Below are 25,211 nucleotides of genomic sequence, written 5' to 3' on the forward strand. Positions count from 1 at the left end.
ATGCAAATCTCCTTTAATTATTATCTATATCGAAAAGCTGGGCTGCGGAGAACAGACTGCGGATGCGGATTTTGGCAGCACCAAGGTTGTCGATATCGTCTATTTTTATTTGTGTATAGATGCGTCCGCGTTCTTCGAGGAGGCGGCGGCATTCATCGGCCGTAATCGCATCGCAGCCGCAGCCGAAGCTTACAAGTTGAATCAGATGCATATCAGGATTTTGGGCAACATATTCGGCTGCCGCATACAGGCGGCCGTGGTAGGTCCACTGGTTGAGCACCTGCAAATCGCGGTTGAGTTCCTTGGTCTTAATATGACTGCTTACGGCATCCTCACTGACGAGGGCAGCGCCCATGTTGGTAATCAGGCGGTCGATACTGTGGTTGACCTTAGGGTCGATGTGATAGGGACGGCCTGCCAGTACAACGATAGGCTTATGCTCTTCGCGTGCCTTGCTGATGATTTCCTGCCCTTTAGCTTTTACTTGCGCTTCATAGTCATAAAAGGCAGTGAAGGCAGCATCAACAGCCTTGCTGATTTCATCCTTAGTGATATCCGGATAAGCCTTGGCAAACATTTCCTGCAGCTTTTTGACCAGCTTCTTTTTATGCAGCAGGCCAAGATAATCATAGAAGAAATGTATCTCGGGCTTATTCAGATCACGGATATTGGCGTGCAGCACTTCGGGATAATAGGCTACAACAGGGCAGTTATAGCAGTTTTCCGTGCCCTGCTCATCTATATTGTAGGTCATGCAGGGATAGAAGATATTGGTGATTCCCTGCTGCAGGAGCCATTTGATATGGCCGTGCATCAGCTTCGCCGGATAGCAGACGGTGTCGCTGGGGATGGTTCCCTGACCAAGACGGTAAATAGTTTTGTCTTCAATCGGACTGTGGACAACCTTGAAGCCCAGGCTGGAGAGTAAGGCATTCCAGAAGGGGAGCAGCTCATACATATTCAGGCCCATAGGTATACCCATAATGCCGCGTTTAGGCGTTTCATTAACCGGCAATTCCTTGAGCAGCTGCAGCTTCTGACGGTACAGGTTCAGCTCATCCTTGGGTGCCATGTGGGTGATGGGGCGTTCACAGCGGTTGCCGCTGATAAAGCGTTTGCCGCCGGCAAAGGTGTTGACGGTGAGGTGGCAATGATTATTGCACAGGCCGCAGGTCATACCCTTGACGGTGTGAACGAATTCACCCAGCTGCTGCAGGTTGAGCAGCGTAGTCTGATGCGGTGCATCCTTGTAGCGGCGTTGTGCGTACAGAGCGGCGCCGTATGCTCCCATAAGGCCGGCAATATTGGGGCGGATAACGTTCAAATCCATTTCCTGCTCAAAGGCGCGCAGTACGCAGTCATTGAGGAAGGTGCCTCCCTGAACTACGATGTGCTTGCCGATGGCCTCCTTGCTGGCCGGACGGATAACCTTATATAAAGCGTTTTTAACAATACTGATGGACAGGCCGGCGCTGATGTTGGCAACGGAGGCACCGTCCTTCTGTGCCTGCTTAACGCTGCTGTTCATAAATACGGTGCAACGGCTGCCTAAATCTACCGGCATATCTGCTTTAAGACCGATTTGTGCGAACTGCTCGGCTGTGTAGCCCAGAATTTCGGCAAAGGTCTGCAAAAAGCTGCCGCAGCCGCTGGAGCAGGCTTCGTTCAGAAAGATATTATCGATGGCACCGTTATGGATTTTTAGGCACTTCATATCCTGACCGCCGATATCAAGAATGAAATCTACCTCCGGCTCCAGATATTGGGCAGCATAAAAGTGTGCCATGGTTTCTACGATACCATAGTCAACACCAAAGCCGTGGCGAATCAGCTCCTCGCCGTAACCGGTGACTGCACCTGCCAACAGGCGGCAGTGGGGATATTTTGTATAGAAATCGGTAAGATAATTGCGGACGGCAACAACAGGATTACCCTTATTGCTTTGGTAGAAGGAGTCAAGCAATTTGCCGTCTGGACTCATAACAGCGATTTTAATGGTCGTGCTGCCGGAATCAATACCGATAAAGGCTTCGCTGGCCTCCGCAGGGGTACCGATAGCGACACTTTCCTTAGAGTGACGCTTCTTAAAAACCGTATATTCGCCTTCGTTTTTAAACAGCGGCGGCAGATGTTCAAAGCTGTGCTGCGCTGCTGCTGCCTGCAGCTTTTCTGGCAGCGTGGTAAGGTTCACCTCGTGCTCGGCACAGAAGGCTGCACCCATTGCTACATAAAGCAGGCTGTTTTCCGGGCAGACGCCTTTGATATTCAGAACACTGTCAAAGGCATCGCGCAGACAGCTCATAAAGGTGAGCGGACCGCCAAGATACAACACATTGCCGCTGATGGGACGGCCTTTGGCAAGACCTGTGATAGCCTGGCTTGCTACAGCGTGGAAGATGCTGGCTGCCAAGTCGCTTTTTTCCGCACCCTGGTTGAGCAGCGGCTGGATATCGCTTTTGGCGAAAACACCGCAGCGGCTGGCGATGGTGTAGGTGTTCTGTGCCTGCTGTGCCAGCTCGTTCATTTGGGGTGTTTCTACATTCAGCAGGGAAGCCATCTGGTCGATAAAGGCACCGGTGCCTCCGGCGCAGCTGTCGTTCATACGTGCGTCAAAATGGCGGCCTAAGAAGAGGATTTTGGCATCCTCGCCACCTAATTCGATAACGGCGTCGGTTCCTGGATTGAGCTTTTCGGCGCAGATTTTTTCCGCAAAAACCTCCTGCACGAATTGCAGGCCGCAGCTGTCCGCTATACCGATACCACCGCTGCCGCTGATGGCCAGACGTGCGCTATGCAGTGTAGGGAATTTAGTCATCAATTCTTTATGTAGGGCCAGAATTTTCTCTGCAATCTGGCTGTAATGTCTTTCGTATTTATGGAATAGCAGATTGCCTGCATCGTCCATTACGGCGATTTTAATTGTGGTACTGCCAATATCCAATCCTATCTGCATAGTAACCTCCTGGAATATGAAGCTCAGGGCGATATCCGAAGCATGTTCATATTCTTTTTTTATAATCTGAATCTAAGCTGATAAATACTCATCTTATATTGTAATACTTTACCTGTAATTAGTAAAAGGTGTCATCAATAATTAAAGTAAAAAAAGTGTGAAACGCTGCAGCGTTTTATCGTTTTGCAGCGGAGTAATGTTGTACTCAATATATATGATATATTTTATAAACTTATATATTATAAAAATCTCTGTCGCAATAGGTATAATAAAAAACCGTAAAGCCGTTTGAGGCTCTACGCGTAACCAAAAAGGACTGCGCTAAGACTGTAGCAGTCGGAAACGCAGTCCTTGCTTACTTAAATTATAGCAAAGATTTTGTGAAAAAGCTGTGATTTTATAAGTACAGCAAAATAGGTATGTAAGGATAAGACTATGGTGATTGTACTGCTGTTTTAGGCAAGCAAGGGTTGCAGTATTTCGAGTAAATTTACTCAAGTACGATTTACTAAAGTATACTTGAGTAAATTCATAAGCGCATATGAGAAAGTGCGGATTAATTATGTACGTACTCTGTTAGCTTAGCAATGCTTTTATGCAAAAGAAAAGCATACAGACTATGTTGAGCAGTAGTCTGTATGCTTGCTGTTGCTTTATAAGCTTTAGAATGTTCCCTGCACCAGCTGGGCAATGTTTTTGGAATGATCGGATACACGCTTCATGTTAATCAGCAGCTCCATCATAACAAAGCCTGCAGTAGGATTGCAGATATGTTCGTTAAGGCGCGTGATATGATTCTTACGGATTTCCTTCTGGTATTGCTTAACCTCACGGCACAGACGCACAGCGTCCTCCGCAATAACCTTATCATTTTTCTCCAGTGCTTCCAATGAACGTCCTGAGGCACGCAGTACCATTTCGCTGAGCTGCAGCAGCTCGGCCTTAGCCTCGTCAGAGAAAACCACGTCATCCTCAACAAGCTTGCGTGCGCGTTTAGCCAATGTTTCACCATGGTCACCGATACGTTCGATATCCGTGCAGGCGTGCAAAAGACCGGTGTGGCGTGTCGTCAGGCTTTCGCTCATTTCAGAGGAGCTCATCTGCGTCAGATAGTCGGTAATATCTCGCTCCAACGCATCGACAACAGGCTCGTGCTCCAAAACGTATTTTACTTTGTCGGCATCAAAGCTTTGAATAGCCTCCATGCCAAGACGCACGTCCTTGCGTGCCAGCTCGCCCATACGTACAACCTCTTTGACAGCAAGGCTGATAGCGATAGAGGGAGTGTTCAGCATGTTTTTGTCAAGATAAACAGGGCGCATGGAGATGATTTCTGCCTTGCCGGGCACAATCTTTTCTACCAGCTTGATGAAAGGGTTAACAAAGGGCATAAAGAGCAGCGTGTTCAAAATGTTGAACGCCGAGTGCGCATTCGCAATCTGACGCGCTATGTCGCCGTCAGGCGATACAAGCAGCACGAATTTAATGAAGAACGGCATAAAGACTACAAAAATTATACTGCCGATGACGTTGAACATTACGTGAGCTGCAGCTACACGCTTGGCCGTAAGGTTAGCACGCAGTGAAGCGAGTACGGCAGTAATACAGGTACCGATATTGTCGCCGAGCAGTACAGGAATCGCACCCTCCAGCGGAATAAGTCCCTGACCGGCCATGGCGATAAGAATACCGATGGTAGCACTGCTGGACTGAATCAGCACAGTCATAATCATACCGATACCGATGCCAAGCAACGGATTGCTGGAGAAAACCTCGATGAAATGCACAAAGCCGGGATAGTTACGCAGAGGCATAACCGCCTTGCCCATCATATCCATGCCCAGCATCAGAATACCGAAGCCTAGCATTACCTGGCCAAGATATTTTGTGCGGCTTTTTCTCGCCAGCAGCTGCATCAAAAAGCCGATGAAGATTAAAATCGTGATATAATCGGAAAGCTTGAAGGCGATGAGCTGTGCCGTCATAGTGGTACCGATGTTGGCACCCATGATAATACCGAAGCCCTGCTTCAGCGTAAGCAGGCCCGCATTTACCAGGCCTACGGTCATAACGGTGGTAGCACCGCTGGCCTGCAGCACTGCAGTAACAACTGCGCCCAACAGAATGCCCATAGCGAGCACGCCTGTCATGGCTTCAAGAATCTTTTGCAGCTTAGCGCCGGCAGCCTTTTGCAGACCGTCACCCATCAGCTGCATACCATACATAAATAAGGCGATACCGCCTAAAAATGCCAAGAAATAAGCAAGCATAAAAAATAAGTCCCCTTTTTTAATTTGTATGCATCCATGATTGCTGTAAAAACAGCATATACCTATACTTATTATACTCGAAATTTTATGATGTTAAAAGTGCGTAAGGAACTTTACATAAATTTAACATTAATCAAAATGTTTTCAAAGCAAAAAAATACACCGCACATTTCGCACGGTGCGGTGTATTTTAAGGAGAGGTGTATGATGAAAAGATATGTTTAGGAGAGTTGCTTTATAAGAGTCATGGCTTCATCTACCGAAAGCGTGCTGCCGACAGCAACTAATTTTTCGTCGATGACTAAAGCGGGGAAGACCATCACTCCATAGGCCACTACCTTTTGGAATTCGGAAACTTTTTCAAACTCAGCCTTAACCTTGAGCTTCTTTAACGCAATAGCAGTATTCTGCAGCAGCAGCTCTGCCTGCTTAGTCATGGGGCCAAGAATTTTAACGTGCATTGAAATCACCTTTCTTTGCTTGCCTTGTTCAATAGGTTCCTTTCATCCTCGAGTATTATTGTAACAAACATATATGACAAAGGTAGGTGTAATCTGTGAATTAATTTAGAAACCTTTGTCTGATTACTTTAAAATTACTTTTAAGAAGGATTTCAGACGTTCGTTTTTGGGGTTAACGAAAATTTCCTCCGGACGGCCCTGCTCCTGCACATGGCCGTCAGCCATGAAAACAACCTTGGTGGCAACCTCACGGGCAAAGCCCATTTCGTGCGTTACGACTACCATGGTCATTTTTTCGTCTGCCAGCTCGCGCATAGTGCGCAAAACCTCACCGGTCAGCTCCGGGTCCAGAGAAGAGGTAGGCTCGTCAAAAAGCATAATGGCGGGCTTCATGGCTAAAGCACGGGCGATAGCTACACGCTGCTGCTGGCCGCCGCTGAGCTTGCGCGGATAAACATCACGCTTTTCGGAAAGGCCGACCTTTGCCAGCAGAACCTCTGCTTCCTTGATAACTTCTGCTTTATCGCGCTTTTGTACGTTGACAGGCGCTTCAATCAGATTTTCCAGAACAGTCATATGCGGGAAAAGGTTGAACTGCTGGAATACCATGCCCATTTTGCAGGCAATGCGGCGGACATCGTTGTTCTTGACGTATTCCGTGCCACTGGAGGTTTCACGGCACAGCTCCTCGCCGTCGATGGTGATGCTGCCTTTATCGATTGTTTCCAGCTTGTTGAGGCAGCGCAGCAGGGTGCTTTTGCCGCCGCCGGAAGGGCCGATAACGGCAACAACTTCGCCCTCATTTACTTCAAGGTCAATGCCCTTTAGTACTTCGAGGTTATTGAATTTTTTCCAGATATTGGTTGCTTTGATTTTAGTAGTCATAGTGGTTACTCCTCCTATTGGTCATATCTGGAGAAGCGTTTTTCCAGACGTTCAAAAACAAGGGTTAAAATCAGAGTTGCCAGCAGGTAGAAGACAGCTGCAACGATGAAGGGGGTAATAGAAAAGTCGCGCTGTACCAGATTACGTGCGGTACGCATCAGATCGTTCATCGCCAGAACGTATACCAAGGAGGTATCCTTTACCAGAGTAATAGTTTCGTTGCTGATAGGCGGCAGGATGATGCGGATAACCTGCGGCAGGATAATGCGGCGCATGGTCTGCACGTAGTTCATGCCCAGAGTGTGCGCTGCTTCATATTGGCCTGCAGGAATTGCCTGAATGCCGGCACGGAAGATTTCGCAGAAGTAGGCAGCGTAGTTTAAGACAAAGGCTACGATGGCCGATTCAAAGTCCGGCAGGCGGATGCCGACGGACGGCAGTACGAAGTAAACGAAGAAAATCTGCAGCATCAGCGGGGAGCCGCGCAGAATCCAAACGTAGCCGCCGATGAGGGCCTGCAGGGGTTTAATGCCGGAAACACGGCCGAGGCTGAGCAGAATGCCCAACGGAATGCTCAGTACGATGGTGATAATAAAAACTTGAAATGATACCAGGCAGCCATCCATCATCTGAGGGATGATATTTAAAACGTAATCCATAAATTATTTCTCTCCATATAATTATAATATGGGCTGCCGCTAAATGCGACAGCCCTCAAGTGATAACAAATTAATATTTTGTGATATCTGCGCCCATCCATTTTTCGGAAATCTTTTTGCAGGTACCGTCTTTTTTCATTTCATCCATAGCTTTGTCGATGCGGTCTTTGAAGTCTTTGTCGTCCTTACGGAAGGCAATTGCTACAACCTCATCGCCCATGGTCTGCTCAAGAATTCTGTAGGCACCGGGTTTCTTTTTGTCATAATAGCCGCGAGCAAGAACTGCATCTACGATAGCAGCATCAACACGTTTGTTGTCTATTTCCATGTAAATAGCTGCGAAGTCGGGATATTTGCGAACTTCCTTCATGGAAGCTGCCAGCTCTTTGTGTGCAGGCTGCTCGAGCAGGTAGGAGCCTGTGCTGTCATCCTGCACTGCTACGACTTTACCTTTTAAATCTTCGAGGGTTTTAATCGGAGAATCCTTAGGAACAACAACCAGCTGGGAGTTGTTGATGTAAGGCTTGGACATGCCATATACCTTTTCACGCTCCGGGTTAACGGTGAAGCAGTTCCAGATAGCATCAATGCGTTTGGATTTGAGCTCTGCTTCCTTTGCACCCCAGTCGATTGGTTTAAATTCTACTTCCATGCCGGCACGCTTGCAGGCTTCTCGTGCAAGGTCGATATCCATGCCGACGATTTCGTTCTTTTCATTGCGGTAACCCATAGGAGCGAAGTTATCGTCCAGACCGATTACCATTTTTTTCGGGCCGTCGCTGCCGCAGCCGGCAACCATCATGAGCATCATCATCAGGCCCATTACTAAAGCAACTATTTTTTTCATTTTTCACACCTCATTTGTTAATTAGCATTTAACTATGTACCCATTATACTTTAGTATGCTAAATTTGTAAAGTACTAAACGCGAAAATTTTTTAGAAATTCTATTAGTGTAAGAAAAGCTCCCACAGAAGTCTGCGGGAGCTTTTGTGCTATGCTTTGATAAATCAGAATGCCGGAGTAATGGAACCTTTGAAGTGATCCTCGATGAATTTTTTGTTTTCAGCGGAGGTGTAAATCTTCTTCAGCTGTTCCATACGCGGATCCTTTTCGTTAGCCTTGGTGGTTACGAAGATGTTAACAAACGGGTTATCGGCGCGTTCAACCAGCAGACTGTCCTTAGACGGATTCAACTTGGCAACCAGTGCATAGTTGGCATTGATTACGGCAATATCAAGGTCGCCCATTGCTTTAGGAATAGAAGCGGCGTCCAACTCTTGGATTTTATAGTTTTTCGGATTTTTGGTGATGCTTGCTACAGAGGTGGAAACATCGTTTTTATCCTTAACTTCGATGAAGCCTTTGTCAGCCAGAACCAGAAGTGCGCGAGCACCGTTGGACGGATCGTTAGGAATGCCGATGGTTGCACCTGCCGGGATATCCTCAACCTTTTTGTATTTGGTGGAATAGATAGCCATCGGGAAGTTTACGGTTTTGAAAGCTTCAACCAGCTCGAATTTAGGCTCTTTTTTCAGAGTTGCTGCCAGATACGGAGCATGCTGCATGGAGTTGGCAAACAGCTCGCCCTGTGCCAGGGATACGTTCGGGGTTACATAGTCGGAGAATTCGACAACTTCGATTTTCAGGCCTTGTTTTTCAGCCAGCTTTTTAACGTTGTCCATGATTTCAGCGTGCGGACCTGCGGTTACGCCGATTTTAACAGGTGCGTTCGGGTCAGCCTTTTTGTCGGCTGCCTTGTTGTCACCACCGCAGCCTGCGGCGATGATGGTCAGTGCGCAGAGCGCAGCGGTGAGTAAAAGTTTGGTAATCTTCTTCATAAGTTGTTCCTCCCTAAAATAATGGTGGTCTGCTGTCAGACAGCAGCGGCTTTTTTTCTTTATTACGTCGATGAAACTCGCTTCATCGTTGTAAACCCTCATTCGGCCTGTAGATTACAGTTTGTTTTTGTTAAGCTTTTTGGATGCGTAGTCGCCTAAGGACTGCATTGCCTGTACCATGACAATGAGCACGACAACGGTGGCAATCATAACGTCCATCTGGAAGCGCTGGTAGCCGTAGCGAATTGCCAAGTCACCAAGACCGCCGCCGCCTAAGGTGCCGGCCATTGCGGAATAGCCGATTAAGCTGATGATGGCAAGCGTTACACCAAGTACGATAGAATGCATTGCTTCGGGAAGCAGTACCTTAGTGATAATCTGCATCGGGCTTGCACCCATAGCCTGTGCTGCTTCGATAATGCCGGGGTTGATTTCCAGCAGAGAAGATTCAATGATACGTGCAATGAACGGTGCTGCGGAAATAGTCAGCGGCACGATTGCTGCGGTAGTACCGATGGAAGAGCCGACAATCATACGTGTCAGCGGAATAATTGCTACCATTAATATAATGAAAGGAGTGGAACGTGTTGCGTTGACAATCGCGCCCAGAATAGTGTTAAGCGGTTGGTTCGGCAGAATGTGGTCCTTGCGGGTTACGGTAAGGATTACGCCCAGCGGAATGCCGATTAAAGTGGAAAGTGCGGTAGAAGCGAAAACCATGTAGCAGGTTTCCCAAAAGGATTTTATTAAAAGGTCAATCATATCAGGACTCATAGCCAATTACCTCCGTTTTCAGATGCTGTTGATGCAGATATTCCAATGCATTTTTAATGCGCTCGCGGTCGCCGGAAATCTCAATCAGCAGGGTGCCGAAGAGGACATCCTTCAGCTGGTCGGTGTTACCGGAAATAATGCTTACGTCAACATCAAAATGTTTTACCATGCCGGAAATAATAGGCTCGCTGGCACTGTCACCGATGAAGGAGATACGTACCAGCAGCTTGCTGCCTTCTGTATAGGTATCGCTTAATTTCATCTGTTTAACGATATCAGGCAGCTCGGCGTTGATAACGCTCTTGGTAAATTCCTTGGTAGTGGGGTGCTGCGGATTGGTGAAAACGTCAATCATCGGGCCTTCTTCAATGATGTCGCCGCTTTCGATAACAGCAACGCGGTCACAGATAGTTTTTACAACCTCCATCTGGTGTGTAATTAGCACGATGGTCAGATTCATCTTTTTGTTGATGTCCTGCAGCAGATGCAGAATAGATTTGGTAGTCTGCGGGTCGAGGGCGCTAGTTGCTTCGTCGCACAGAAGTACCTTAGGATTGCTTGCCAGGGCGCGGGCAATGCCTACACGCTGTTTCTGGCCGCCGGACAACTGGCTGGGATAGTAGTTGGCACGGCTTTCCAACTGTACCAGCTCCAGCAGAGGACGTACGCGCTTGTCGATTTCGCTCTTGCTCAGACCTTGGATTTCCAGCGGAAAAGCGATGTTATCATAAACAGTACGGCTTGCCAGCAGGTTGAAGTGCTGGAAAATCATGCCGATGCTTTGACGTGCTTTACGCAGCTGTGCTTCGCTCATGGCGGTCAGCTCCTGGCCGTCAACGAATACCTGGCCTGCAGTCGGTTTTTCCAGCATGTTGATGCAGCGCACCAATGTGGATTTGCCGGCACCGGAAAGACCGATGATACCGAAAATTTCGCCAGCCTTGATGCTCAGGCTTGTTTTGTGCAGAGCATGGATGTCGCCAGCTTTGCTGTAGTAGGTTTTTTCTACATTAACTAGTTCTATCATTCTTGTGTTCCTTTCTAATGTGACCGCAAGTTTCAGCAGTCCTTATTTTAGTGTGAGAGATTATTTTCCAATAGAAGTCAGCGGATGCTGCTTGAGAGTCGCATTCTCCGGTGTACGTCAGCTGTCGGAATCGACGGCCGACGTAAAAAAATCCTTCACCGGCACGGCGAAGGATACTTTGCATCTGTAATCTTCATCTGCCGGAATTATCCGTTGGAATTGGCACCGTTCACTGATGTGTGGTTGCCGTAGCTTCATCGGGCCAGTCCCTCAGCTACTCTTGATGAAATCTCTGTTAAGTTTGAATGAAATAATCATACATCTATTTTAGGATATTGTCAACAGTTTTGCGTAAAATTTACTAAAAAACTGTAAAGCTGTAAAGCTGCGTCCAATGGATTTCAGGAATTGCTCAAATTATATCAAAATACTAGGTAATTGTAAAGGGAAATGCGAAATTTTTTACAAAACCTGCGGAAAAAAGATTTTTTGTAAATTTTTCTTGACTTTCACAAGATAAAGTATTAAAGTATTTTTACGAGTTAGTGAGTTAAAGTACTATCGTTATATGCACGTAACGCACAGGAGGAAACTAAAAAATGGCAGCAAATATTCATGATCATTTAACAGACCAGTTATTCAAAGCTATTCTCAGCTTAAAGGATGAGGAGCAATGCTATAAATTTTTTGAGGATATCTGTACTATCAGCGAGCTTAAGGCAATGGCACAGCGATTAGAGGTAGCGCGCATGCTGGATGAGGGCTGTATTTACGAAACTATCGTAGAGAAAACCGGTGCCAGCACCGCAACCATTTCACGTGTTAAGCGTTGTCTTGTTTACGGCGCGGATGGTTATAATTCTGTTATGCAAGTTATAAAAGAGGGGAAGAAAGAAGATGACTAATAAGGTATATCAGGTTCCCTACGGAACCAAGGATATTCTGCCTGGAGAGATGAAGACACGCCGCGGAATTGAAAATGCGATTATCAATGTTTTTGACAAATGGGGCTATGATGAGGTAAAAACACCCGATTTTGAATATGTTGATACCTTCGGCGCTGCCGGTGCCAAAGGGGACTTCCGTTTTTTTGACCGCAGCAATAATCTGCTGGTGCTGCGCAATGATATGACGGCACCGATTGCCCGCCTGACAGCGACGCGCCTGCAGGGCGGCGAAAAGATCAAACGTCTTTGCTATCTGGCAAATCTTTACCGTTATGAAGAAATTCAGGCAGGACGGCAATGCGAATTTGAGCAGGCCGGTGTAGAAATGCTGGGTGCCAGCGGCGCTGCTGCCGATGCCGAGGTTATCGTGCTGGCAGCCGAAGCATTGCAGGCTGCAGGCTTGCAGAAGTTTGCTATCAGCCTGGGCCACGTTGATTTTATCAACGGGCTGGCGGAGGAAGCAGGCTTTGATGCTGCTCAGCTGCAGCAGCTGAAGGATTGCCTGCGCCGTCATGATGCTGTGGGTATGCAGCAGATGGCAGATGCGATGGAAAATATCCGTCCGGAAATCAAGCAGCTTTTTGCCGATTTCCTCTTCCTGCAGGGTGGCATAGAGCTTTTGGACAAAGTTGCTGCAATAGTAACTAACGCTAAGTGCCAAGGCGCTCTGAATGATTTGCGCAAAATCTACAAGCTGGTGGATGCTTACGGCGCCGCAGGCTATTTGAGCTTTGATCTTGGCTTATATCGTTCGCTTGACTATTACACGGGCATGCTTTTTGAAGTCTACCTGCCGGAAATGGGTTATCCGGTGGCAGGCGGCGGACGCTACGATAAGATGATGCAGCGCTTCGGGCTGGAATGCCCGGCAACAGGCTTTGCCGTCGGCGTGGACCGCGTACTGCTGGCTTTGGAACGCAACGGCGTTATTACCAATAACCGCACCTGGGATGTACTGGTAGCTTGGAGCGAAGGCAAGCTGCCGGAGGCGATTGCCAAAGCGACAGCATTGCGCCGTGAAGGCCGCAGCGTTAAGCTGCTGACCGAGGCTGCGGACCTGCAGGGAGCAGCGCTTGCCGTAAAGGAATATGGCTGTAAATCGTTAGTATATGTAGAATAAGCTTAAAGGAAAAAATTAGACGCATTAAGCTTATGGCTAGAAAATATAGAGGGGTATTTTTATGGACGAATACATTACTATAGCATTGCCGAAGGGCAAGCTGTTCGATAAGTCTGTACGCCTGCTGGCTAAGGTAGGCTACAGCGCCGAAAACGTTACCGAGGATTCGCGCAAGCTGGTAATCAGCAATGAGGAAACCAAGGTGCGCTTCATTATTGCCAAGACTGTTGATGTGCCGACGTATGTTGAATACGGTGCGGCAGATATCGGCATCATCGGCAAGGATGTGCTGCTGGAGCAGGATAAGGACGTGGTGGAGCTTTTGGATTTGGGCTTTGGCCGCTGCCGCCTGATGATGGCGGTGCCTGAGGCCAAGCGACGCGCCAAGCTGACGGATTACGCTCACCTGCGGGTAGCAACTAAGTATCCTAACTGCGCCAAGGCTTATTTCAATAAACTGGGCATTCAGACAGAAATTGTGAAGCTCAACGGCTCGATTGAGCTTGGACCTATCGTGGGCCTGAGCGAAATGATTGTAGATATAGTAGAAACAGGGCGCACACTGAAAGAAAATAAACTTGCGGAGGTTGATTCTATTTTTACCGCTACTGCCAGACTGATTGCCAACCGCGCCAGCTTCAAGCTGAAATTTGCGCGCTTGCACAAGCTGATTGAGGATTTACGTATTGTTTTAAATGAGGAGGATAAATAAAATGCAGGTTACAGACGCAAGAAGGATGAGCGCAGCAGAGATTGCTGCTTTAATGAAGAAGAAGGCTTTTGACGAGGTGGAATTATCTCCGCGTATTCAGGCAGGCACGGATACTATGTTCGGCAGACACATGACGGCAGCACAGGTTGTTGACCAGATTGTTGCTGATGTGCGCAAAAACGGTGATGAAAGCCTTTTTTACTATACTAAGCTGATTGACCGCGTAGAGCTGACACCGGAAAATATCCGTGTAACCGAGGAAGAATTTGCGGAAGCGGAAGTTATTGTCAAACCGGAAGTGAAGGCTGCTTTGGAGCGTGCCATCGCCAATGTTATGAAGTTCCATGAGGAGCAGATGCCGAAAACCTGGCTTACGAACCGTCCTTACGGTTCACTGCTGGGCCAAAAGGTTACCCCGGTTGATTCCGTCGGTATTTATGTTCCCGGCGGCACTGCTGCTTATCCTTCGTCTGTAATGATGAATGCCTGCCCGGCAAAGGTAGCAGGCGTTCCCCGCATTGTGATGGCCGTACCGCCCGGAAAGGACGGCAAGGTTAATCCGAACGTACTGGTAACGGCAAAATTAATCGGCGTTACCGAAATTTATAAAATGGGCGGCGCACAGGCGATTGCTGCGCTGGCCTTTGGCACCGCAACCGTACCGAAGGTAGAAAAAATTACCGGCCCCGGCAATATCTTCGTAACTTTGGCTAAAAAAGCCGTCATTGGTCACGTTGATATTGATATGCTTGCCGGCCCGAGCGAAATCCTGATTGTAGCAGATGACAGCGCTAACCCGACCTATCTGGCAGCAGACCTTCTGAGCCAGGCAGAGCATGATCCGCTGGCCTGCGCTATCCTGATTACCGACAGCGAGCGTGTAGCTAATGCTGTGGGCGAGGAAATCGAAGTACAGCTGGCACAGCTGCCGCGTAAGGAAATCGCCGGTACCTCACTGCAGCAGGCAGGCAAGATTATCCTTGCCAAGGATATGCCTACCGTTATCGAAATGGCTAACCTTTCTGCACCTGAGCACCTGGAAATCATGACTAAGGCACCGTTTGAAATTATGCCGTATATCCGTAATGCCGGTGCGATGTTCCTAGGTGCTTATTCACCGGAACCGCTGGGCGATTACTATGCAGGACCGAACCACGTTCTGCCGACAGGCGGTACGGCGAAGTTCTATTCCGTACTGAACGTAGAAACCTTTATGAAGAAAACAAGCATCATTGCCTACACTGCTCCGGCATTGATGGCTGCTGCTGACGATATTATTACCTTGGCTGAAGCAGAGGGCCTGCAGGCTCATGCCAACGCTATTCGTAAACGTGTGGGTAAATAAGGAGGCAGAAGATGAGTAGCTTTACTGTTCGCCAAAGTATTGAGGCGATGGAGGAATATGCCGTAGAAAGCGTGGCGGCGGATATTATTGTTAACGCCAACGAAAGCAATTACCCGCTGCCGCAGGAGATTGCGGAAAAAATTACCCAACGCACCGCGCGCTTTCCTTTTAACCGTTATCCGCCGATTAAATCGGAAAATCTGTGCGAAGTGATTGCCAAAGAGCTGGATGTGGATATTGACTGTGTAAAAATCGGCAACGGCTCCAGCGAGCTGCTGGAAAAGGCCTGCTATGTTTTTGGCGGACCCGGTAAAAAGATTGCCGTACCCTGGCCGTCGTTTTCCATGTACGGCGAGTACGCTTCCCTTTCCGACAGCGCGGAGGTACGCTATCCACTGACTGCGGAAGGCTTTGTTGATGCTGACAGCGTTATCAGCTTTTGTAAGGAGCAGCAGCCTTCGCTGTTGATTGTCTGCAATCCGAACAACCCGACAGGCAACTATAACAGCCTGGCAGCTATGGAAAAAATTCTCGCTAATGTAGATTGCCCTGTTATCATGGACGAGGCCTATATGGAATTTGCCGATGGCAAGGAGCTGGCACCGAATGATTTGCGTCCGATGCACAAGCTGTGGCTGGTAGCAGGCTCTACTTTGAGCTTGGTCGGACGCTACAGCAATCTGATGGTTTTCCGCACCTTTTCCAAGGCCTATGGGCTGGCAGGTCTGCGTTGCGGTTATGCAGTGGGTGCGCTGGGGCTGGTGCGTCAGCTGGGCAAGGCGCTGTTGCCTTATCACGTAAATGCCTTTACGCTGATGGCAGCCAAAACTGTTTACGAAAACAAGGAATTGTATAAGGAGCGCATCAAAACAATCCGTGAGGAACGCGATAAATTTGCGGACTGCCTGAAAGCCTTAGGCTTTAAGGTATGGCCGACGGCAACTAATTTTGTTACCTTCCGTGCGGAGGGAGAACTGATGCAGCAGCTTGCCAAGGCTTATGCGGCGAAATTTAGCGAAAAATTGTCGGAGCAGGCTGCCGGAGGTAAGCTGATATTTAAGTATCTGCTGGCCAACAGTATTCTGGTGCGTGATTTCAGCACGCATCCGGTGCTGCAGGGCTGCCTGCGTATCACCATCGGCTTACCTGAAGAAAACAAGCAGATTATTGCTAAAATCACCGAGCTGTGTGCGGAGGTAAAAGCATGAGAAGCGGTAATGTAGAAAGAAAAACACTGGAAACAGGCATCAGCGCCGAATGGTGTCTTGATGGCAGCGGCAGCTGCGAAATTAATACAGGCATCGGCTTTTTTGACCATATGCTGACGCTTTTGGCAAAGCACAGCTTCAGTGATCTGGTGGTGCATGCTGTTGGTGATTTGGATGTTGACAGCCATCATACGGTGGAGGACTGCGGTATTGTACTTGGTCAGACACTGAAGGAGGCTGTGGGCGATAAGGCAGGCATTCACCGTTACGGCAACTGCTTTTTGCCGATGGATGAGGCGCTGGTGCAGGTGTGCCTTGATTTCAGCGGCCGTCCGTATCTTGTTTTTGATGCGGATATTCCTAAGGTACAGCTTGGCATTTACGATGCCGAAATGACGGAGGAATTCTTCCGTGCTTTGGCAATGCAAGCAGGCCTCACGCTGCACATCCGCGTGCTTTACGGCAAGAATACGCATCATATCATCGAAGCGATTTTCAAGGGCTTTGCCAGAGCGTTGGCAGAGGCAGTAGCCTTTGACAGCCGTGTGCATGGTGTTATGAGCAGCAAGGGGATACTTTAATGCGTGTTATAAAGTACCGGCTGCATCACACGTGTTTTGAGTTAGCATGAGGGAAAATATATGAGTAAAAAAATAACGATTATAGATTATGGCATGGGCAATCTTTACAGCGTACAGAATGCGCTGCGTTCTATCGGCGCGGAGCCTGTGGTGACAAGCGATGCTGCTGTGATTGCGCAGGCTGAAAAGATTCTGCTTCCGGGTGTGGGAGCCTTTGGCGATTGCATGGCAAACCTGGAAAAGTCAGGCCTGATTCCCGTGATTATGGACAGCCTGCACAGCGGCAAGCCTTTTCTCGGCATCTGCCTGGGCATGCAGCTTTTATTTGAGGGCAGTGACGAAGCGCCGGGAGTTAAGGGCCTGGGCTTTTTCAAAGGTCAGGTGCGCTTGCTGCATACCGAGCTGAAGATTCCGCATATGGGCTGGAATAAGCTGGAGTTGCGTAGTCCGTCCCCGCTCTTAGAGGGTGCGGAGGGTGAATACGTTTACTTTGTGCACAGCTTTCATGCGGAGCCGGAGGACAGAAGCATTATTACCTCGGTCTGTGACTATGGCATGGAGGTTACTGCTTCCGTAGGACGCGGTAAGGTACAGGCCTTCCAGTTCCATCCGGAAAAGTCGAGCAGAGTCGGCATGCGCCTGCTGAAAAATTTTGTTGAATTATGAGGGGAAAATTATGATTATATATCCTGCAATAGATATCCGCGGCGGACGCTGCGTGCGTCTGACGGAGGGACGCTTTGATGCGGAAACTGTTTTTTCCGATGACCCGGCGGAGATGGCTGTCAAGTGGGCGGCCTGCGGTGCAGAATGGCTGCATCTTGTTGATCTTGACGGTGCGCTTGCCGGCGAGGGTAAAAACCTGCCTGTGATTGAACGCATTCTTAAAACTGTAAAAATTCCTGTCGAGCTTGGCGGCGGTATCCGCAATCTGCAGGCAGTAGAAAAGCTTTTGGAGCTGGGTGTGGAGCGCCTGATTTTGGGTAGCGCTGCCGTAAAGAATCCTGAGCTTGTCAAAGAGGCCTGCGCCAAATATCCCGGACATATCGCTGTCGGTATTGATGCGAAGAACGGCGATGTAGCTATCGAAGGCTGGGGCGAGGGCAGCGGCGTTGCCGCAACCGAGCTGGCCAAGCGCATGGCAGACTACGGCGTGGCAACGATTATCTTTACCGATATCAGCCGTGACGGCATGCTCAGCGGTGTAAACGCCGAAGCGACAGCGGCGCTGGCGCGTACCTGCGGCGTACCGATTATTGCCAGCGGCGGTGTAGCTTCGCTCGATGATATCCGCAATGTAAAAAAATACGAAAAGGATGGCGTAGCTGGCTGTATTATCGGTAAGGCAATTTATACCGGTGCCGTTAATCTGCCGGACGCTTTAAAAATTGCTGCGGCAAAGGAGGAATAAGATGCTTACGAAGAGAATTATTCCTTGTCTTGATGTTAAGGAAGGACGTGTGGTCAAGGGCACGAACTTTGTCGGTCTGCGTGATGCCGGTGACCCTGTGGAGCGTGCGGCGGCTTATGATGCCGAGGGTGCCGATGAGCTTGTTTTCCTTGATATTACTGCGACCTTTGAGGAGCGCAAGGCGATGCTGGATGTTATCAGCAGAACTGCGGCCAAGGTTTTTATGCCGCTGACAGTCGGCGGCGGTATCAGCAGTGTGGAGGATATCAAAAATGCTCTGCGTGCCGGTGCTGACAAAACCTCGCTGAATTCCGCAGCGGTAAAAAATCCGCAGCTGATTGCCGACGGCGCCAAACTGTTTGGCAATCAGTGCATTGTTCTCGCAATTGATGCACGTAAATGCGGTGAGAACAAGTGGGAGGTTTATGTGCAGGGCGGGCGTAAGCCGACGGGCCTTGATGTCGTAGAATGGGCAAAAAAAGGCGTAGCGCTCGGTGCCGGAGAAATCCTGCTGACAAGTATGGATGCCGACGGCACGAAAAACGGCTATGACATTGCTCTGACGAAGGCCGTGAGCAGTGCCGTAAATGTGCCTGTTATCGCCAGCGGCGGTGCAGGTAAGCTGGAGGATTTCTATGATGTGCTGACAGAAGGTGGCGCTGACGCTGTGCTGGCGGCCTCTGTTTTTCACTATAAAACCTTCACCATTAAGCAGGTGAAGGAGTATCTGCGTTCTCGAGGTATAGAGGTGAGGTTATAATGCAGATAGATATTTCTAAAATCAAATTTGACAGCAGAGGTCTTGTGCCTGCTGTTGTTGTAGATGTACGCACGAACGATGTTGTTATGCTGGCGTACATGAATGAGGAGTCATTGCTCAAAACATTAGAAACAGGTTATACCTGGTTCTGGAGCCGCAGCCGTCATGAGCTGTGGAACAAGGGTGCGACTAGCGGTAATCTGCAGAAGGTTGTGGAGCTGTTCTACGACTGCGACGGTGACGCGCTGCTCGTAAAGGTAGAGCAGCAGGGGGTGGCCTGCCATACAGGTGAATATTCCTGCTTCCATAATCCGCTGTGGCATACGTCCAATCTGCCGGTGCCTGAGGTAGAAGGCCTGCCGAAGGTTATCAGCGAGCTGTACCGCATGATTTTGTACAAGCGTCAGGCTGATGATGCGGAGATGAAATTCCTCATGAGCGGCAGTCAGGATAAGCTGTTGCAAAAGCTGGGCAACGAAATTACGGAAACGATTATAGCGTCCAAAAACGGCGAAAAGGATAAGGTGCTGCACGAAATGGCAGATTTGTGGTATCACTGTCTGGTGCTTCTGGCTTATCACAATATTACGCCGGAGGAGTTTCTGCGTGAGCTTGGGGGCAAGAGAGCGTAAAGAAAATTTTACAATATAAAATATATATGTTAGACTATAAGCAGTTGCATGATTATCTTCGTTTAGCGAAAATGTCGTGCCTGACTGTGTGAGTCAGTGGCATCTGTCGAGCTTTTGGCAGATGCCTTTTTTGTTGACACCACATATGACACCAAGTATAATGGAGGTAGAAAGAAGCTATGTCACAATGGGAAAAGCTAATGTACAAGCTGAAGAAATTATCGCCTGATATGCGGTTTGAGGAATTGCAGAAAATACTTGAAAGCTACGGCTATGAAATGCAATCTCCGCGAAGTGGCAGCAGCCATTTTTCGTTTCGTAAAAAGGGCAGAGCTGTTATTACTATTCCTAAGCATAAACCAATCAAAAAGGTGTATATTAAGTTAGTGAAAAATATTGTGGAAAGCGAGGAAGAAAAATGAAAACTTTAGAAGATTACATGAAGTTGAATTATCGCCTTGAGTTTGAACCTGATGAAGATGAAGGCGGTTATGTTGCTTATTTTCCTGAGCTTCCAGGCTGTATTACTGTGGGGGATACTATTGAAGAGGCAGCGGCAAATGCAGTTGATGCTAAGCGTACATGGCTGGAAGCTGCCTTGGAAAATGAAATGGGAATTCCTCTGCCGGAGAAAAAGGACAAATATTCCGGTCAGTTTAAATTACGTGTGCCCAGGGCTTTACATAAGCTGTTGAGTCAGCATGCTAAGCAGGAAGGTATCAGTATGAATCAGTATTGTGTGTATCTGCTTACGCGCAATGATGCGTTGAATGCCAAATAAATATATCGGCGCGTAATCCGTCATAAAACATAAAATCTGCTATGTGCAAGCGTAGCAGATTTTTTTATTACCTTTGTAACAATTTTCTTCTCCTGCTATAACGCAGGATACTTTTTTTCGCTAAAGCATTACAAAAGCATTTAAATATAGTATAATGATAACATATTATTTTCTGGCACTATTTTAGGGAGAGGTGTAATTACTCATGGATGAAAGAAATAATAAGCCTGTGCCGCAACTGATAGAGGTTGAGCCAATGCAGGATGGCTACCGCTGGGTCGCAATTACGGCGATGCTGTTGGCAATCGGTATTATTCTGCACACTGTAAGTCCTAATGTCGGCGGTGTAACGCCTAACTGGACAATTGCTATGTATTCTATTGTTATCAATCTGACGCGTCCCAAGCTGTCGCAGGCTATCGGTATCGGTTTTATCGCCGGCCTGACGCTGGTTCCGTCCTCCAAATCGGCTTTCCCGCTGGGCAACGTTGCCAGCGAGCTGGCCGGTGCGACTGTCTGCTGCCTTTTGGTTGAGGCTATGTTCAAAGCAGGTATCAGCGAATGGAAGCTGCGTCCTTTTATCACCGGCTTTGTTGCCACGATGACCAGCGGCGGGCTGTTTACTTTTATCTTGAAGCTTATTTTGGGCTTGCCGCTGCACGTATGGATTTACGCTATGCTGCCGGTTGTTGCGATTGTAGGCCTGCTCAATGGTCTGATAACCTTCTTCCTGTACGCTCCCGTGCGGAAGCTGTTTTACTTTCAGGAGGATGAAAAATAATGGAAAGCGTAATCAACGTAGAGAATTTTTACTTTGCCTATAAAAAATCGGATCTGGTGCTGCGTGATATCAACTTTGAAATAAAAAAAGGCAGCTTCACTGTTATCACCGGACCGAGCGGTGCCGGCAAGACAACGCTGTGCAAGGCTATGACCGGTATCGTCCCCTATTACATGGGCGGACGATACAGCGGCGATGTTAAAATTAACGGCGAAAGCACTAAGGGCAAGCGTGTCAGCGATATAGCCATGCGCGTGGGCTTTATTATGGAAGACTACGAAAGCCAGCTTGTTTCCTTAACTGCCGGCGAGGAAATTGCTTTCAGCCTGCTGAACCACGGCTTCGCACCGCATGAGGTTGAAGAGCGTACCAGACAGGCGCTTGAGGATGTAGGCCTGCCGGGGCGCGAAAGCTATCAGCTGGACGAGCTCAGCGGTGGTCAGCGTCAGCGTCTGCTGCTAGCGGCAACGCTTGCAGTGCATCCGGAGATTATTGTGCTGGATGAGCCTGTATCCGCAATGGACCCGGACGGTGCACGTTCCCTGTATAAGCTGGTAGACAAAATCCATAAGCAGTATGGTACAACGATTATTGCCGTTGAGCATCGCGTGGATTATGTGCTGCCTTACGTAACGGATATGATTGTACTGAACGAGGGCGAGCTGGTGGCGGCTGATGCCTTTGAGGCTGCTGCTCCTAAAATGTACGAAAATCCCGCATTGCGTCCGCTGCTGCCGTCACTGTGGCAGATTAAGCTGGGCTTGGAGGAAAAGCTTGGCGTGGATTTGGGCGACTGGCGCAGCGAAGAGGATGCGCTGGCTGATTTTCGCACCTATGGGATTGTTGCGGCAGAAGGGAGAGCTGACTGATGTTAGAAGCAAAGGATGTCAATTTCGCTTATATGCGTGGACAGCCTGTAATCAAGGATATGGATTGCAAGATAGAGGACGGAGAGTTTGTGGCGCTGTTGGGACATAACGGCAGCGGCAAAACAACCTTGAGCCGTCTGTTTATGGCATTGTGCCATCCGCGCAGCGGACAGGTTTTTGTTGACGGTGAGGATATCGTTAAGCGTGAGCCGGCAGATTTGGCCGACAAAATCGGTTATGTATTCCAAAACCCGGACCTGCAGATTTTAGAGGATACTGTATTTGATGAGGTCGCTTACGGCCCGCGTGCCAAAAAGCTGACAGAAGCAACCATCGAGCGTCAGGTGAACGAAGCGCTGGAGGCTATGGGCCTGACAGAGCTGAAGGACGAATATCCGCGCCTTCTGTCCTTCGGCCAGAAGCGACGCCTTGGTGTAGCTGCGGCATTGGCGCTTAATCCGCGCACGTTGATTCTGGACGAAATTACTAATGGTCAGGATGCGCTGGAAAAGGAAGCCATGATGAGCTACCTGCAGGCAATCAACGAAAAGCGCGGTATTACGATTGTACTGATTTCGCATGACATGGATATTGTCCGTCGTTACGCTAAGCGTGCGATTGTACTGCATTACGGCAAGCTGGTTTACGACGGTACGCCGGCGAAGCTGTTTGACGGCAGCCAGCCTGTAGAGCGCTGGGGCTTGTGCCGTCCTACGGTAGCAGCCTTAGCTGCGTCACTGGGCATTGAGGCCGCAACTGCCGAAGAATTTTGCAAGCAAGTTATTTGTAAGGAGGGAAGCAGATGAAGCTGACAGCCTTTACACAGATTATAGTTACTCTGGCGGTTACCGCCTGGGTGTTCATTCTGCCGGTAGAAGCAGTAGCCACGATTCTTGTTCTGGAGCTGGCGCTGCTGTTATACATTAAGCATGACAAAATGACGATGGCTGCTATCGGCGGCCTGGCAGTTTTCACCGGTATGATGATTTTACTGCAGCTGCTTTTCGGCTCTCCGCTAGATGTATCTTTGATTGGCGGTCTGCGCATGCTGGTTATGACGATGGCATTTTTGTGCCTGCTGGCAGCGAGCCGTATTCAGGACATTGCCAAGGCCTTGGTAGACCGCTTCCATATGCCCTGCGAATATGCCTTCATGCTGACTACGGCACTGCGCTTTGTGCCTAACTTCCTGACCGACAGCGGTATTACGTTGGATGCACAAAGCTGTCGCGGTTATTCCAATCGTGCCAATATGTTCAAGCGCTTCTTCGCTTATCTGGTTGTTATTCGTCCGTTGGTTATGCGTGCGGTAGCCAAATCGGAAACACTGGCGCTTTCCATGGAGCTGAAGGGCTTTGGCGGCAACACATACAAGAATATGCCGCCGGCACCGCTGCGCTTCGGCGATATTTTCGTACTTCTTTTGGTAGTAGTGCTGAGTACTTATCCGCTGTGGATTAAATATCTCTAATAAAAAATAAAGAACTGCGAAAGCTCTGTGCAGTGTATTGCTGTACAAAGCTTTAGCAGTTCTTTTTTGTTACGTAAACAATTTTTATTCTCCCTTGGTCTGGAATTCGGCAATGGCAGGATTAATCAATGCCATATAATAACCGGCGACAACCTCTGGACCGGGATTCATTTTGTTTTTGAGCCACCAGCGAATCATGCCGACAAAGCTGCTAGTGAGGCTGTTGATTAAGAAGTCCTCCGGCACTCTTTGTGAGTATTCGTCGTAGGACCCGCTCATCTTGATGCTGACGTTCTGCAGCATGTAATCGCGGAAGAAGCCTAAGAACAGCGTACCGTCATCGTAATTGATGATGCCCAGGTAGTATTCGCGTTTGTCGCGCAGGTGATAAAGGATGTGTGTGATACGAGTTTCCGTGTTTTGCGGCATTTCGGAAAAATTATGTGTGGAGCAGGGAGGGATAACCGGACTGAAGATATGGTCGAAAAGCTCAAAGCAGATTTGGCGTGCCAGATCATCTTTGGTTTCGAAGTGGCTGTAAAAGGTGCTGCGTCCGACGTCAGCTGCATCAATAATATCCTTAACGCTGACTTTTTCATAGCTTGTTTTAGTAAGCAATTTGACAAAGGCATCGATAATTGCCTGTCTGGTCTTTTTTTGTCTTCTGTCCATAGTATGCCTTGCTCCTCTCCCGATAATGTACAATTTATGAAAAGTGTTCATTAAAGTACGAATCTCGATTTTTGTAGATAGATTTTTCGCCAAAATTAGATTATCATATACATAGAGTTTAGTCAAGAACTTGACTTCGCTTCATGATATACTCATACTCATCAAAAAACGTAAAAGGCGTCCGGCGGCAAACGGACGCTTTTTACGTTGTGCGCAAAAATACAAAGCCCCGCGGTCTGACAGACTGCGGGGGTTTTGTATTTGATGAGTATTGAGTAGAAAAAAGGGTTGAGCTGCAGCTTGTGTTGCCGCACAGGCTGCAGAGTATATAGCAAAAAGCTGCAAGGGGATGATGCTTTATTGCTGTTATATTGAAGGGAAAGATGATTAATTAATTTTTACTATTTTTGCCTTGTGTTAATCCTGAGGCGGTTGTGGGAATTCGCCGTTGTGATGTCTGTAGCCGTGGAAGTCGCCACGGTTATGCTTGTAGCCGCGAAATTCACCCTTGTGGTGTCTTTGCGGCAGCGGTCTGTTGGCTCTTACAGCCTCGCGCTGCTCGGGAGTCATATGCTGCAAACGCTCATGGCGTGCCTTGCGCTGCGCCATATCGTCCTTAATGAACTGCTGTACTTCCGCTTTCTGACCGGGAGTGAGCTTAGCCATGGTTTCCTTGGCGTGCTTTTCGTGAGCTTCCTTGCGCTCCTTGCGCATTTTTTCTATAGCCTTTTCACTCTGTTCGGGTGTCATGCTTTTCCATTCCTCGCGCATTTTTTGGAATTTGGCACACTGCTCCGGGGTGAGCTTGTGGCCTTGACGGTGCATTCTGTGAGCCGGCGGCGGGCAGGGACGGTCTGCGTCGTTTTCATGCAGAATAGCGTTTACGCGCTCGCTCATAGAAGGCTGCGGCTGGGAATCTGCAGAGGCAGCAAAAGCGCTGGCGCAGAAAGCCGTCAAAACTGTACCGGTAACGAGAATTTTTTTCATGTTCAACATTAGAATCACTCCTTATATTTTTATTGCTTATTAATCTTATACAGCAGTTAAGGAA

At 48.4% G+C, this 25,211-nt stretch carries 27 protein-coding genes and 1 riboswitch; of the genes, 16 read left to right on the top strand and 11 right to left on the bottom strand.

Translation table 11 applies throughout. The features are described 5' to 3' along the window. Positions 1 to 13: 13 nt before the first annotated feature. The 9 genes from Q7Q81_RS06580 to Q7Q81_RS06620 form a co-directional block, all read right to left on the bottom strand. Entirely contained in the window at positions 14 to 2,953 is a 2,940-nt protein-coding gene (locus Q7Q81_RS06580; protein ID WP_304274641.1) for an acyl-CoA dehydratase activase-related protein, read from the bottom strand. Between the two features lie 662 nt (positions 2,954 to 3,615). Further along, positions 3,616 to 5,223, bottom strand: coding sequence for a Na/Pi cotransporter family protein (locus tag Q7Q81_RS06585; RefSeq protein ID WP_293807399.1), 1,608 nt, complete (start codon positions 5,221 to 5,223; stop codon positions 3,616 to 3,618). Positions 5,224 to 5,444: 221 nt separating this feature from the next. After that, positions 5,445 to 5,684 carry a thioredoxin family protein gene (locus tag Q7Q81_RS06590; RefSeq protein ID WP_021719156.1) on the bottom strand — a complete coding sequence of 80 codons (240 nt, stop codon included), beginning with the start codon at positions 5,682 to 5,684 and terminating at the stop codon, positions 5,445 to 5,447. Between the two features lie 123 nt (positions 5,685 to 5,807). Next, complete coding sequence (locus Q7Q81_RS06595) at positions 5,808 to 6,569, bottom strand: amino acid ABC transporter ATP-binding protein (RefSeq protein WP_304274645.1); 762 nt, start codon at positions 6,567 to 6,569, stop codon at positions 5,808 to 5,810. 14 nt (positions 6,570 to 6,583) lie between these two features. Beyond that, the gene (locus Q7Q81_RS06600; protein ID WP_009146388.1) at positions 6,584 to 7,228 is read right to left on the bottom strand and encodes an amino acid ABC transporter permease; all 645 of its coding nucleotides are present in this window, start codon (positions 7,226 to 7,228) and stop codon (positions 6,584 to 6,586) included. 70 nt (positions 7,229 to 7,298) lie between these two features. Continuing rightward, positions 7,299 to 8,075 carry an amino acid ABC transporter substrate-binding protein gene (locus tag Q7Q81_RS06605; RefSeq protein WP_304274648.1) on the bottom strand — a complete coding sequence of 259 codons (777 nt, stop codon included), beginning with the start codon at positions 8,073 to 8,075 and terminating at the stop codon, positions 7,299 to 7,301. Positions 8,076 to 8,238: 163 nt separating this feature from the next. After that, positions 8,239 to 9,069 carry a MetQ/NlpA family ABC transporter substrate-binding protein gene (locus tag Q7Q81_RS06610; RefSeq protein ID WP_293813334.1) on the bottom strand — a complete coding sequence of 277 codons (831 nt, stop codon included), beginning with the start codon at positions 9,067 to 9,069 and terminating at the stop codon, positions 8,239 to 8,241. Between the two features lie 114 nt (positions 9,070 to 9,183). Then, positions 9,184 to 9,843: a methionine ABC transporter permease gene (locus tag Q7Q81_RS06615; RefSeq protein ID WP_009146391.1), complete on the bottom strand. Its 660-nt coding sequence runs from the start codon at positions 9,841 to 9,843 to the stop codon at positions 9,184 to 9,186. Beyond that, the gene (locus tag Q7Q81_RS06620; RefSeq protein ID WP_304075337.1) at positions 9,833 to 10,870 is read right to left on the bottom strand and encodes a methionine ABC transporter ATP-binding protein; all 1,038 of its coding nucleotides are present in this window, start codon (positions 10,868 to 10,870) and stop codon (positions 9,833 to 9,835) included. The genes Q7Q81_RS06615 and Q7Q81_RS06620 overlap by 11 nt, the downstream gene beginning before the upstream one ends. Before the next feature lie 190 nt (positions 10,871 to 11,060). Then, positions 11,061 to 11,160: riboswitch (SAM riboswitch) on the bottom strand. Positions 11,161 to 11,469: 309 nt separating this feature from the next. On the opposite strand from Q7Q81_RS06620, the gene Q7Q81_RS06625 reads away from it, so the two are divergent. The 16 genes from Q7Q81_RS06625 (at position 11,470) to Q7Q81_RS06700 (ending at position 23,488) form a co-directional block, all read left to right on the top strand. Further along, positions 11,470 to 11,775, top strand: coding sequence for a YerC/YecD family TrpR-related protein (locus Q7Q81_RS06625; RefSeq protein ID WP_021719150.1), 306 nt, complete (start codon positions 11,470 to 11,472; stop codon positions 11,773 to 11,775). Next, positions 11,768 to 12,937: an ATP phosphoribosyltransferase regulatory subunit gene (hisZ, locus tag Q7Q81_RS06630; RefSeq protein ID WP_304274651.1), complete on the top strand. Its 1,170-nt coding sequence runs from the start codon at positions 11,768 to 11,770 to the stop codon at positions 12,935 to 12,937. The genes Q7Q81_RS06625 and hisZ overlap by 8 nt, the downstream gene beginning before the upstream one ends. Positions 12,938 to 12,998: 61 nt before the next feature. Then, positions 12,999 to 13,649 carry an ATP phosphoribosyltransferase gene (hisG, locus tag Q7Q81_RS06635; RefSeq protein ID WP_304274655.1) on the top strand — a complete coding sequence of 217 codons (651 nt, stop codon included), beginning with the start codon at positions 12,999 to 13,001 and terminating at the stop codon, positions 13,647 to 13,649. A 1-nt stretch (position 13,650) separates the two neighbouring features. Beyond that, positions 13,651 to 14,994, top strand: a complete 1,344-nt coding sequence (hisD, locus tag Q7Q81_RS06640; RefSeq protein WP_304274658.1) for a histidinol dehydrogenase — start codon at positions 13,651 to 13,653, stop codon at positions 14,992 to 14,994. 11 nt (positions 14,995 to 15,005) lie between these two features. Continuing rightward, the gene (locus tag Q7Q81_RS06645; RefSeq protein ID WP_304274661.1) at positions 15,006 to 16,202 is read left to right on the top strand and encodes a pyridoxal phosphate-dependent aminotransferase; all 1,197 of its coding nucleotides are present in this window, start codon (positions 15,006 to 15,008) and stop codon (positions 16,200 to 16,202) included. After that, entirely contained in the window at positions 16,199 to 16,783 is a 585-nt protein-coding gene (hisB, locus tag Q7Q81_RS06650) for an imidazoleglycerol-phosphate dehydratase HisB (protein WP_304274664.1), read from the top strand. The genes Q7Q81_RS06645 and hisB overlap by 4 nt, the downstream gene beginning before the upstream one ends. 60 nt (positions 16,784 to 16,843) lie before the next feature. Further along, a complete protein-coding gene (hisH, locus tag Q7Q81_RS06655; protein WP_304093659.1) occupies positions 16,844 to 17,449 on the top strand; it encodes an imidazole glycerol phosphate synthase subunit HisH in 606 nt (201 codons plus the stop codon). Between the two features lie 10 nt (positions 17,450 to 17,459). Then, positions 17,460 to 18,194, top strand: coding sequence for a 1-(5-phosphoribosyl)-5-[(5-phosphoribosylamino)methylideneamino]imidazole-4-carboxamide isomerase (gene hisA, locus Q7Q81_RS06660; RefSeq protein WP_304274667.1), 735 nt, complete (start codon positions 17,460 to 17,462; stop codon positions 18,192 to 18,194). 1 nt (position 18,195) lies between these two features. Then, complete coding sequence (hisF, locus tag Q7Q81_RS06665) at positions 18,196 to 18,954, top strand: imidazole glycerol phosphate synthase subunit HisF (protein ID WP_304274670.1); 759 nt, start codon at positions 18,196 to 18,198, stop codon at positions 18,952 to 18,954. Next, on the top strand, positions 18,954 to 19,586 hold the full coding sequence (gene hisIE, locus Q7Q81_RS06670) for a bifunctional phosphoribosyl-AMP cyclohydrolase/phosphoribosyl-ATP diphosphatase HisIE (protein ID WP_304274672.1): 633 nt from the start codon (positions 18,954 to 18,956) through the stop codon (positions 19,584 to 19,586). The genes hisF and hisIE overlap by 1 nt, the downstream gene beginning before the upstream one ends. Before the next feature lie 179 nt (positions 19,587 to 19,765). Beyond that, positions 19,766 to 20,008: a type II toxin-antitoxin system HicA family toxin gene (locus Q7Q81_RS06675; protein WP_210685392.1), complete on the top strand. Its 243-nt coding sequence runs from the start codon at positions 19,766 to 19,768 to the stop codon at positions 20,006 to 20,008. Further along, complete coding sequence (locus Q7Q81_RS06680) at positions 20,005 to 20,367, top strand: type II toxin-antitoxin system HicB family antitoxin (RefSeq protein WP_304274675.1); 363 nt, start codon at positions 20,005 to 20,007, stop codon at positions 20,365 to 20,367. The genes Q7Q81_RS06675 and Q7Q81_RS06680 overlap by 4 nt, the downstream gene beginning before the upstream one ends. A 205-nt stretch (positions 20,368 to 20,572) precedes the next feature. Further along, positions 20,573 to 21,148, top strand: a complete 576-nt coding sequence (locus Q7Q81_RS06685) for a tryptophan transporter (RefSeq protein WP_021719140.1) — start codon at positions 20,573 to 20,575, stop codon at positions 21,146 to 21,148. After that, positions 21,148 to 22,017, top strand: coding sequence for an energy-coupling factor ABC transporter ATP-binding protein (locus Q7Q81_RS06690; RefSeq protein WP_277247942.1), 870 nt, complete (start codon positions 21,148 to 21,150; stop codon positions 22,015 to 22,017). The genes Q7Q81_RS06685 and Q7Q81_RS06690 overlap by 1 nt, the downstream gene beginning before the upstream one ends. After that, positions 22,017 to 22,823, top strand: a complete 807-nt coding sequence (locus Q7Q81_RS06695; RefSeq protein ID WP_210685395.1) for an energy-coupling factor ABC transporter ATP-binding protein — start codon at positions 22,017 to 22,019, stop codon at positions 22,821 to 22,823. The genes Q7Q81_RS06690 and Q7Q81_RS06695 overlap by 1 nt, the downstream gene beginning before the upstream one ends. Further along, positions 22,820 to 23,488, top strand: a complete 669-nt coding sequence (locus Q7Q81_RS06700) for an energy-coupling factor transporter transmembrane component T (RefSeq protein WP_304274678.1) — start codon at positions 22,820 to 22,822, stop codon at positions 23,486 to 23,488. Before Q7Q81_RS06695 ends, Q7Q81_RS06700 begins: the two co-directional genes overlap by 4 nt. 84 nt (positions 23,489 to 23,572) lie before the next feature. On the opposite strand, the gene Q7Q81_RS06705 is transcribed toward Q7Q81_RS06700, so the two are convergent. Then, the gene (locus tag Q7Q81_RS06705; protein ID WP_276634396.1) at positions 23,573 to 24,160 is read right to left on the bottom strand and encodes a TetR/AcrR family transcriptional regulator; all 588 of its coding nucleotides are present in this window, start codon (positions 24,158 to 24,160) and stop codon (positions 23,573 to 23,575) included. Positions 24,161 to 24,577: 417 nt separating this feature from the next. Further along, positions 24,578 to 25,156, bottom strand: coding sequence for a hypothetical protein (locus tag Q7Q81_RS06710; RefSeq protein ID WP_304274680.1), 579 nt, complete (start codon positions 25,154 to 25,156; stop codon positions 24,578 to 24,580). Positions 25,157 to 25,211: the final 55 nt, after the last annotated feature.

The organism is Phascolarctobacterium succinatutens, assembly GCF_958453765.1.
GTDB classification, from domain to species: Bacteria; Bacillota; Negativicutes; order Acidaminococcales; family Acidaminococcaceae; genus Phascolarctobacterium_A; species Phascolarctobacterium_A succinatutens_B.

Excerpts from the sequence above, each read along its gene's own strand:
- Q7Q81_RS06580 (WP_304274641.1), bottom strand. The coding sequence starts at position 2,953 with ATGCAGATAGGATTGGATATTGGCAGTACCACAATTAAAATCGCCGTA.
- Q7Q81_RS06585 (WP_293807399.1), bottom strand. The coding sequence starts at position 5,223 with ATGCTTGCTTATTTCTTGGCATTTTTAGGCGGTATCGCCTTATTTATG.
- Q7Q81_RS06590 (WP_021719156.1), bottom strand. The coding sequence starts at position 5,684 with ATGCACGTTAAAATTCTTGGCCCCATGACTAAGCAGGCAGAGCTGCTG.
- Q7Q81_RS06595 (WP_304274645.1), bottom strand. The coding sequence starts at position 6,569 with ATGACTACTAAAATCAAAGCAACCAATATCTGGAAAAAATTCAATAAC.
- Q7Q81_RS06600 (WP_009146388.1), bottom strand. The coding sequence starts at position 7,228 with ATGGATTACGTTTTAAATATCATCCCTCAGATGATGGATGGCTGCCTG.
- Q7Q81_RS06605 (WP_304274648.1), bottom strand. The coding sequence starts at position 8,075 with ATGAAAAAAATAGTTGCTTTAGTAATGGGCCTGATGATGATGCTCATG.
- Q7Q81_RS06610 (WP_293813334.1), bottom strand. The coding sequence starts at position 9,069 with ATGAAGAAGATTACCAAACTTTTACTCACCGCTGCGCTCTGCGCACTG.
- Q7Q81_RS06615 (WP_009146391.1), bottom strand. The coding sequence starts at position 9,843 with ATGAGTCCTGATATGATTGACCTTTTAATAAAATCCTTTTGGGAAACC.
- Q7Q81_RS06620 (WP_304075337.1), bottom strand. The coding sequence starts at position 10,870 with ATGATAGAACTAGTTAATGTAGAAAAAACCTACTACAGCAAAGCTGGC.
- Q7Q81_RS06625 (WP_021719150.1), top strand. The coding sequence starts at position 11,470 with ATGGCAGCAAATATTCATGATCATTTAACAGACCAGTTATTCAAAGCT.
- hisZ (WP_304274651.1), top strand. The coding sequence starts at position 11,768 with ATGACTAATAAGGTATATCAGGTTCCCTACGGAACCAAGGATATTCTG.
- hisG (WP_304274655.1), top strand. The coding sequence starts at position 12,999 with ATGGACGAATACATTACTATAGCATTGCCGAAGGGCAAGCTGTTCGAT.
- hisD (WP_304274658.1), top strand. The coding sequence starts at position 13,651 with ATGCAGGTTACAGACGCAAGAAGGATGAGCGCAGCAGAGATTGCTGCT.
- Q7Q81_RS06645 (WP_304274661.1), top strand. The coding sequence starts at position 15,006 with ATGAGTAGCTTTACTGTTCGCCAAAGTATTGAGGCGATGGAGGAATAT.
- hisB (WP_304274664.1), top strand. The coding sequence starts at position 16,199 with ATGAGAAGCGGTAATGTAGAAAGAAAAACACTGGAAACAGGCATCAGC.
- hisH (WP_304093659.1), top strand. The coding sequence starts at position 16,844 with ATGAGTAAAAAAATAACGATTATAGATTATGGCATGGGCAATCTTTAC.
- hisA (WP_304274667.1), top strand. The coding sequence starts at position 17,460 with ATGATTATATATCCTGCAATAGATATCCGCGGCGGACGCTGCGTGCGT.
- hisF (WP_304274670.1), top strand. The coding sequence starts at position 18,196 with ATGCTTACGAAGAGAATTATTCCTTGTCTTGATGTTAAGGAAGGACGT.
- hisIE (WP_304274672.1), top strand. The coding sequence starts at position 18,954 with ATGCAGATAGATATTTCTAAAATCAAATTTGACAGCAGAGGTCTTGTG.
- Q7Q81_RS06675 (WP_210685392.1), top strand. The coding sequence starts at position 19,766 with ATGTCACAATGGGAAAAGCTAATGTACAAGCTGAAGAAATTATCGCCT.
- Q7Q81_RS06680 (WP_304274675.1), top strand. The coding sequence starts at position 20,005 with ATGAAAACTTTAGAAGATTACATGAAGTTGAATTATCGCCTTGAGTTT.
- Q7Q81_RS06685 (WP_021719140.1), top strand. The coding sequence starts at position 20,573 with ATGGATGAAAGAAATAATAAGCCTGTGCCGCAACTGATAGAGGTTGAG.
- Q7Q81_RS06690 (WP_277247942.1), top strand. The coding sequence starts at position 21,148 with ATGGAAAGCGTAATCAACGTAGAGAATTTTTACTTTGCCTATAAAAAA.
- Q7Q81_RS06695 (WP_210685395.1), top strand. The coding sequence starts at position 22,017 with ATGTTAGAAGCAAAGGATGTCAATTTCGCTTATATGCGTGGACAGCCT.
- Q7Q81_RS06700 (WP_304274678.1), top strand. The coding sequence starts at position 22,820 with ATGAAGCTGACAGCCTTTACACAGATTATAGTTACTCTGGCGGTTACC.
- Q7Q81_RS06705 (WP_276634396.1), bottom strand. The coding sequence starts at position 24,160 with ATGGACAGAAGACAAAAAAAGACCAGACAGGCAATTATCGATGCCTTT.
- Q7Q81_RS06710 (WP_304274680.1), bottom strand. The coding sequence starts at position 25,156 with ATGTTGAACATGAAAAAAATTCTCGTTACCGGTACAGTTTTGACGGCT.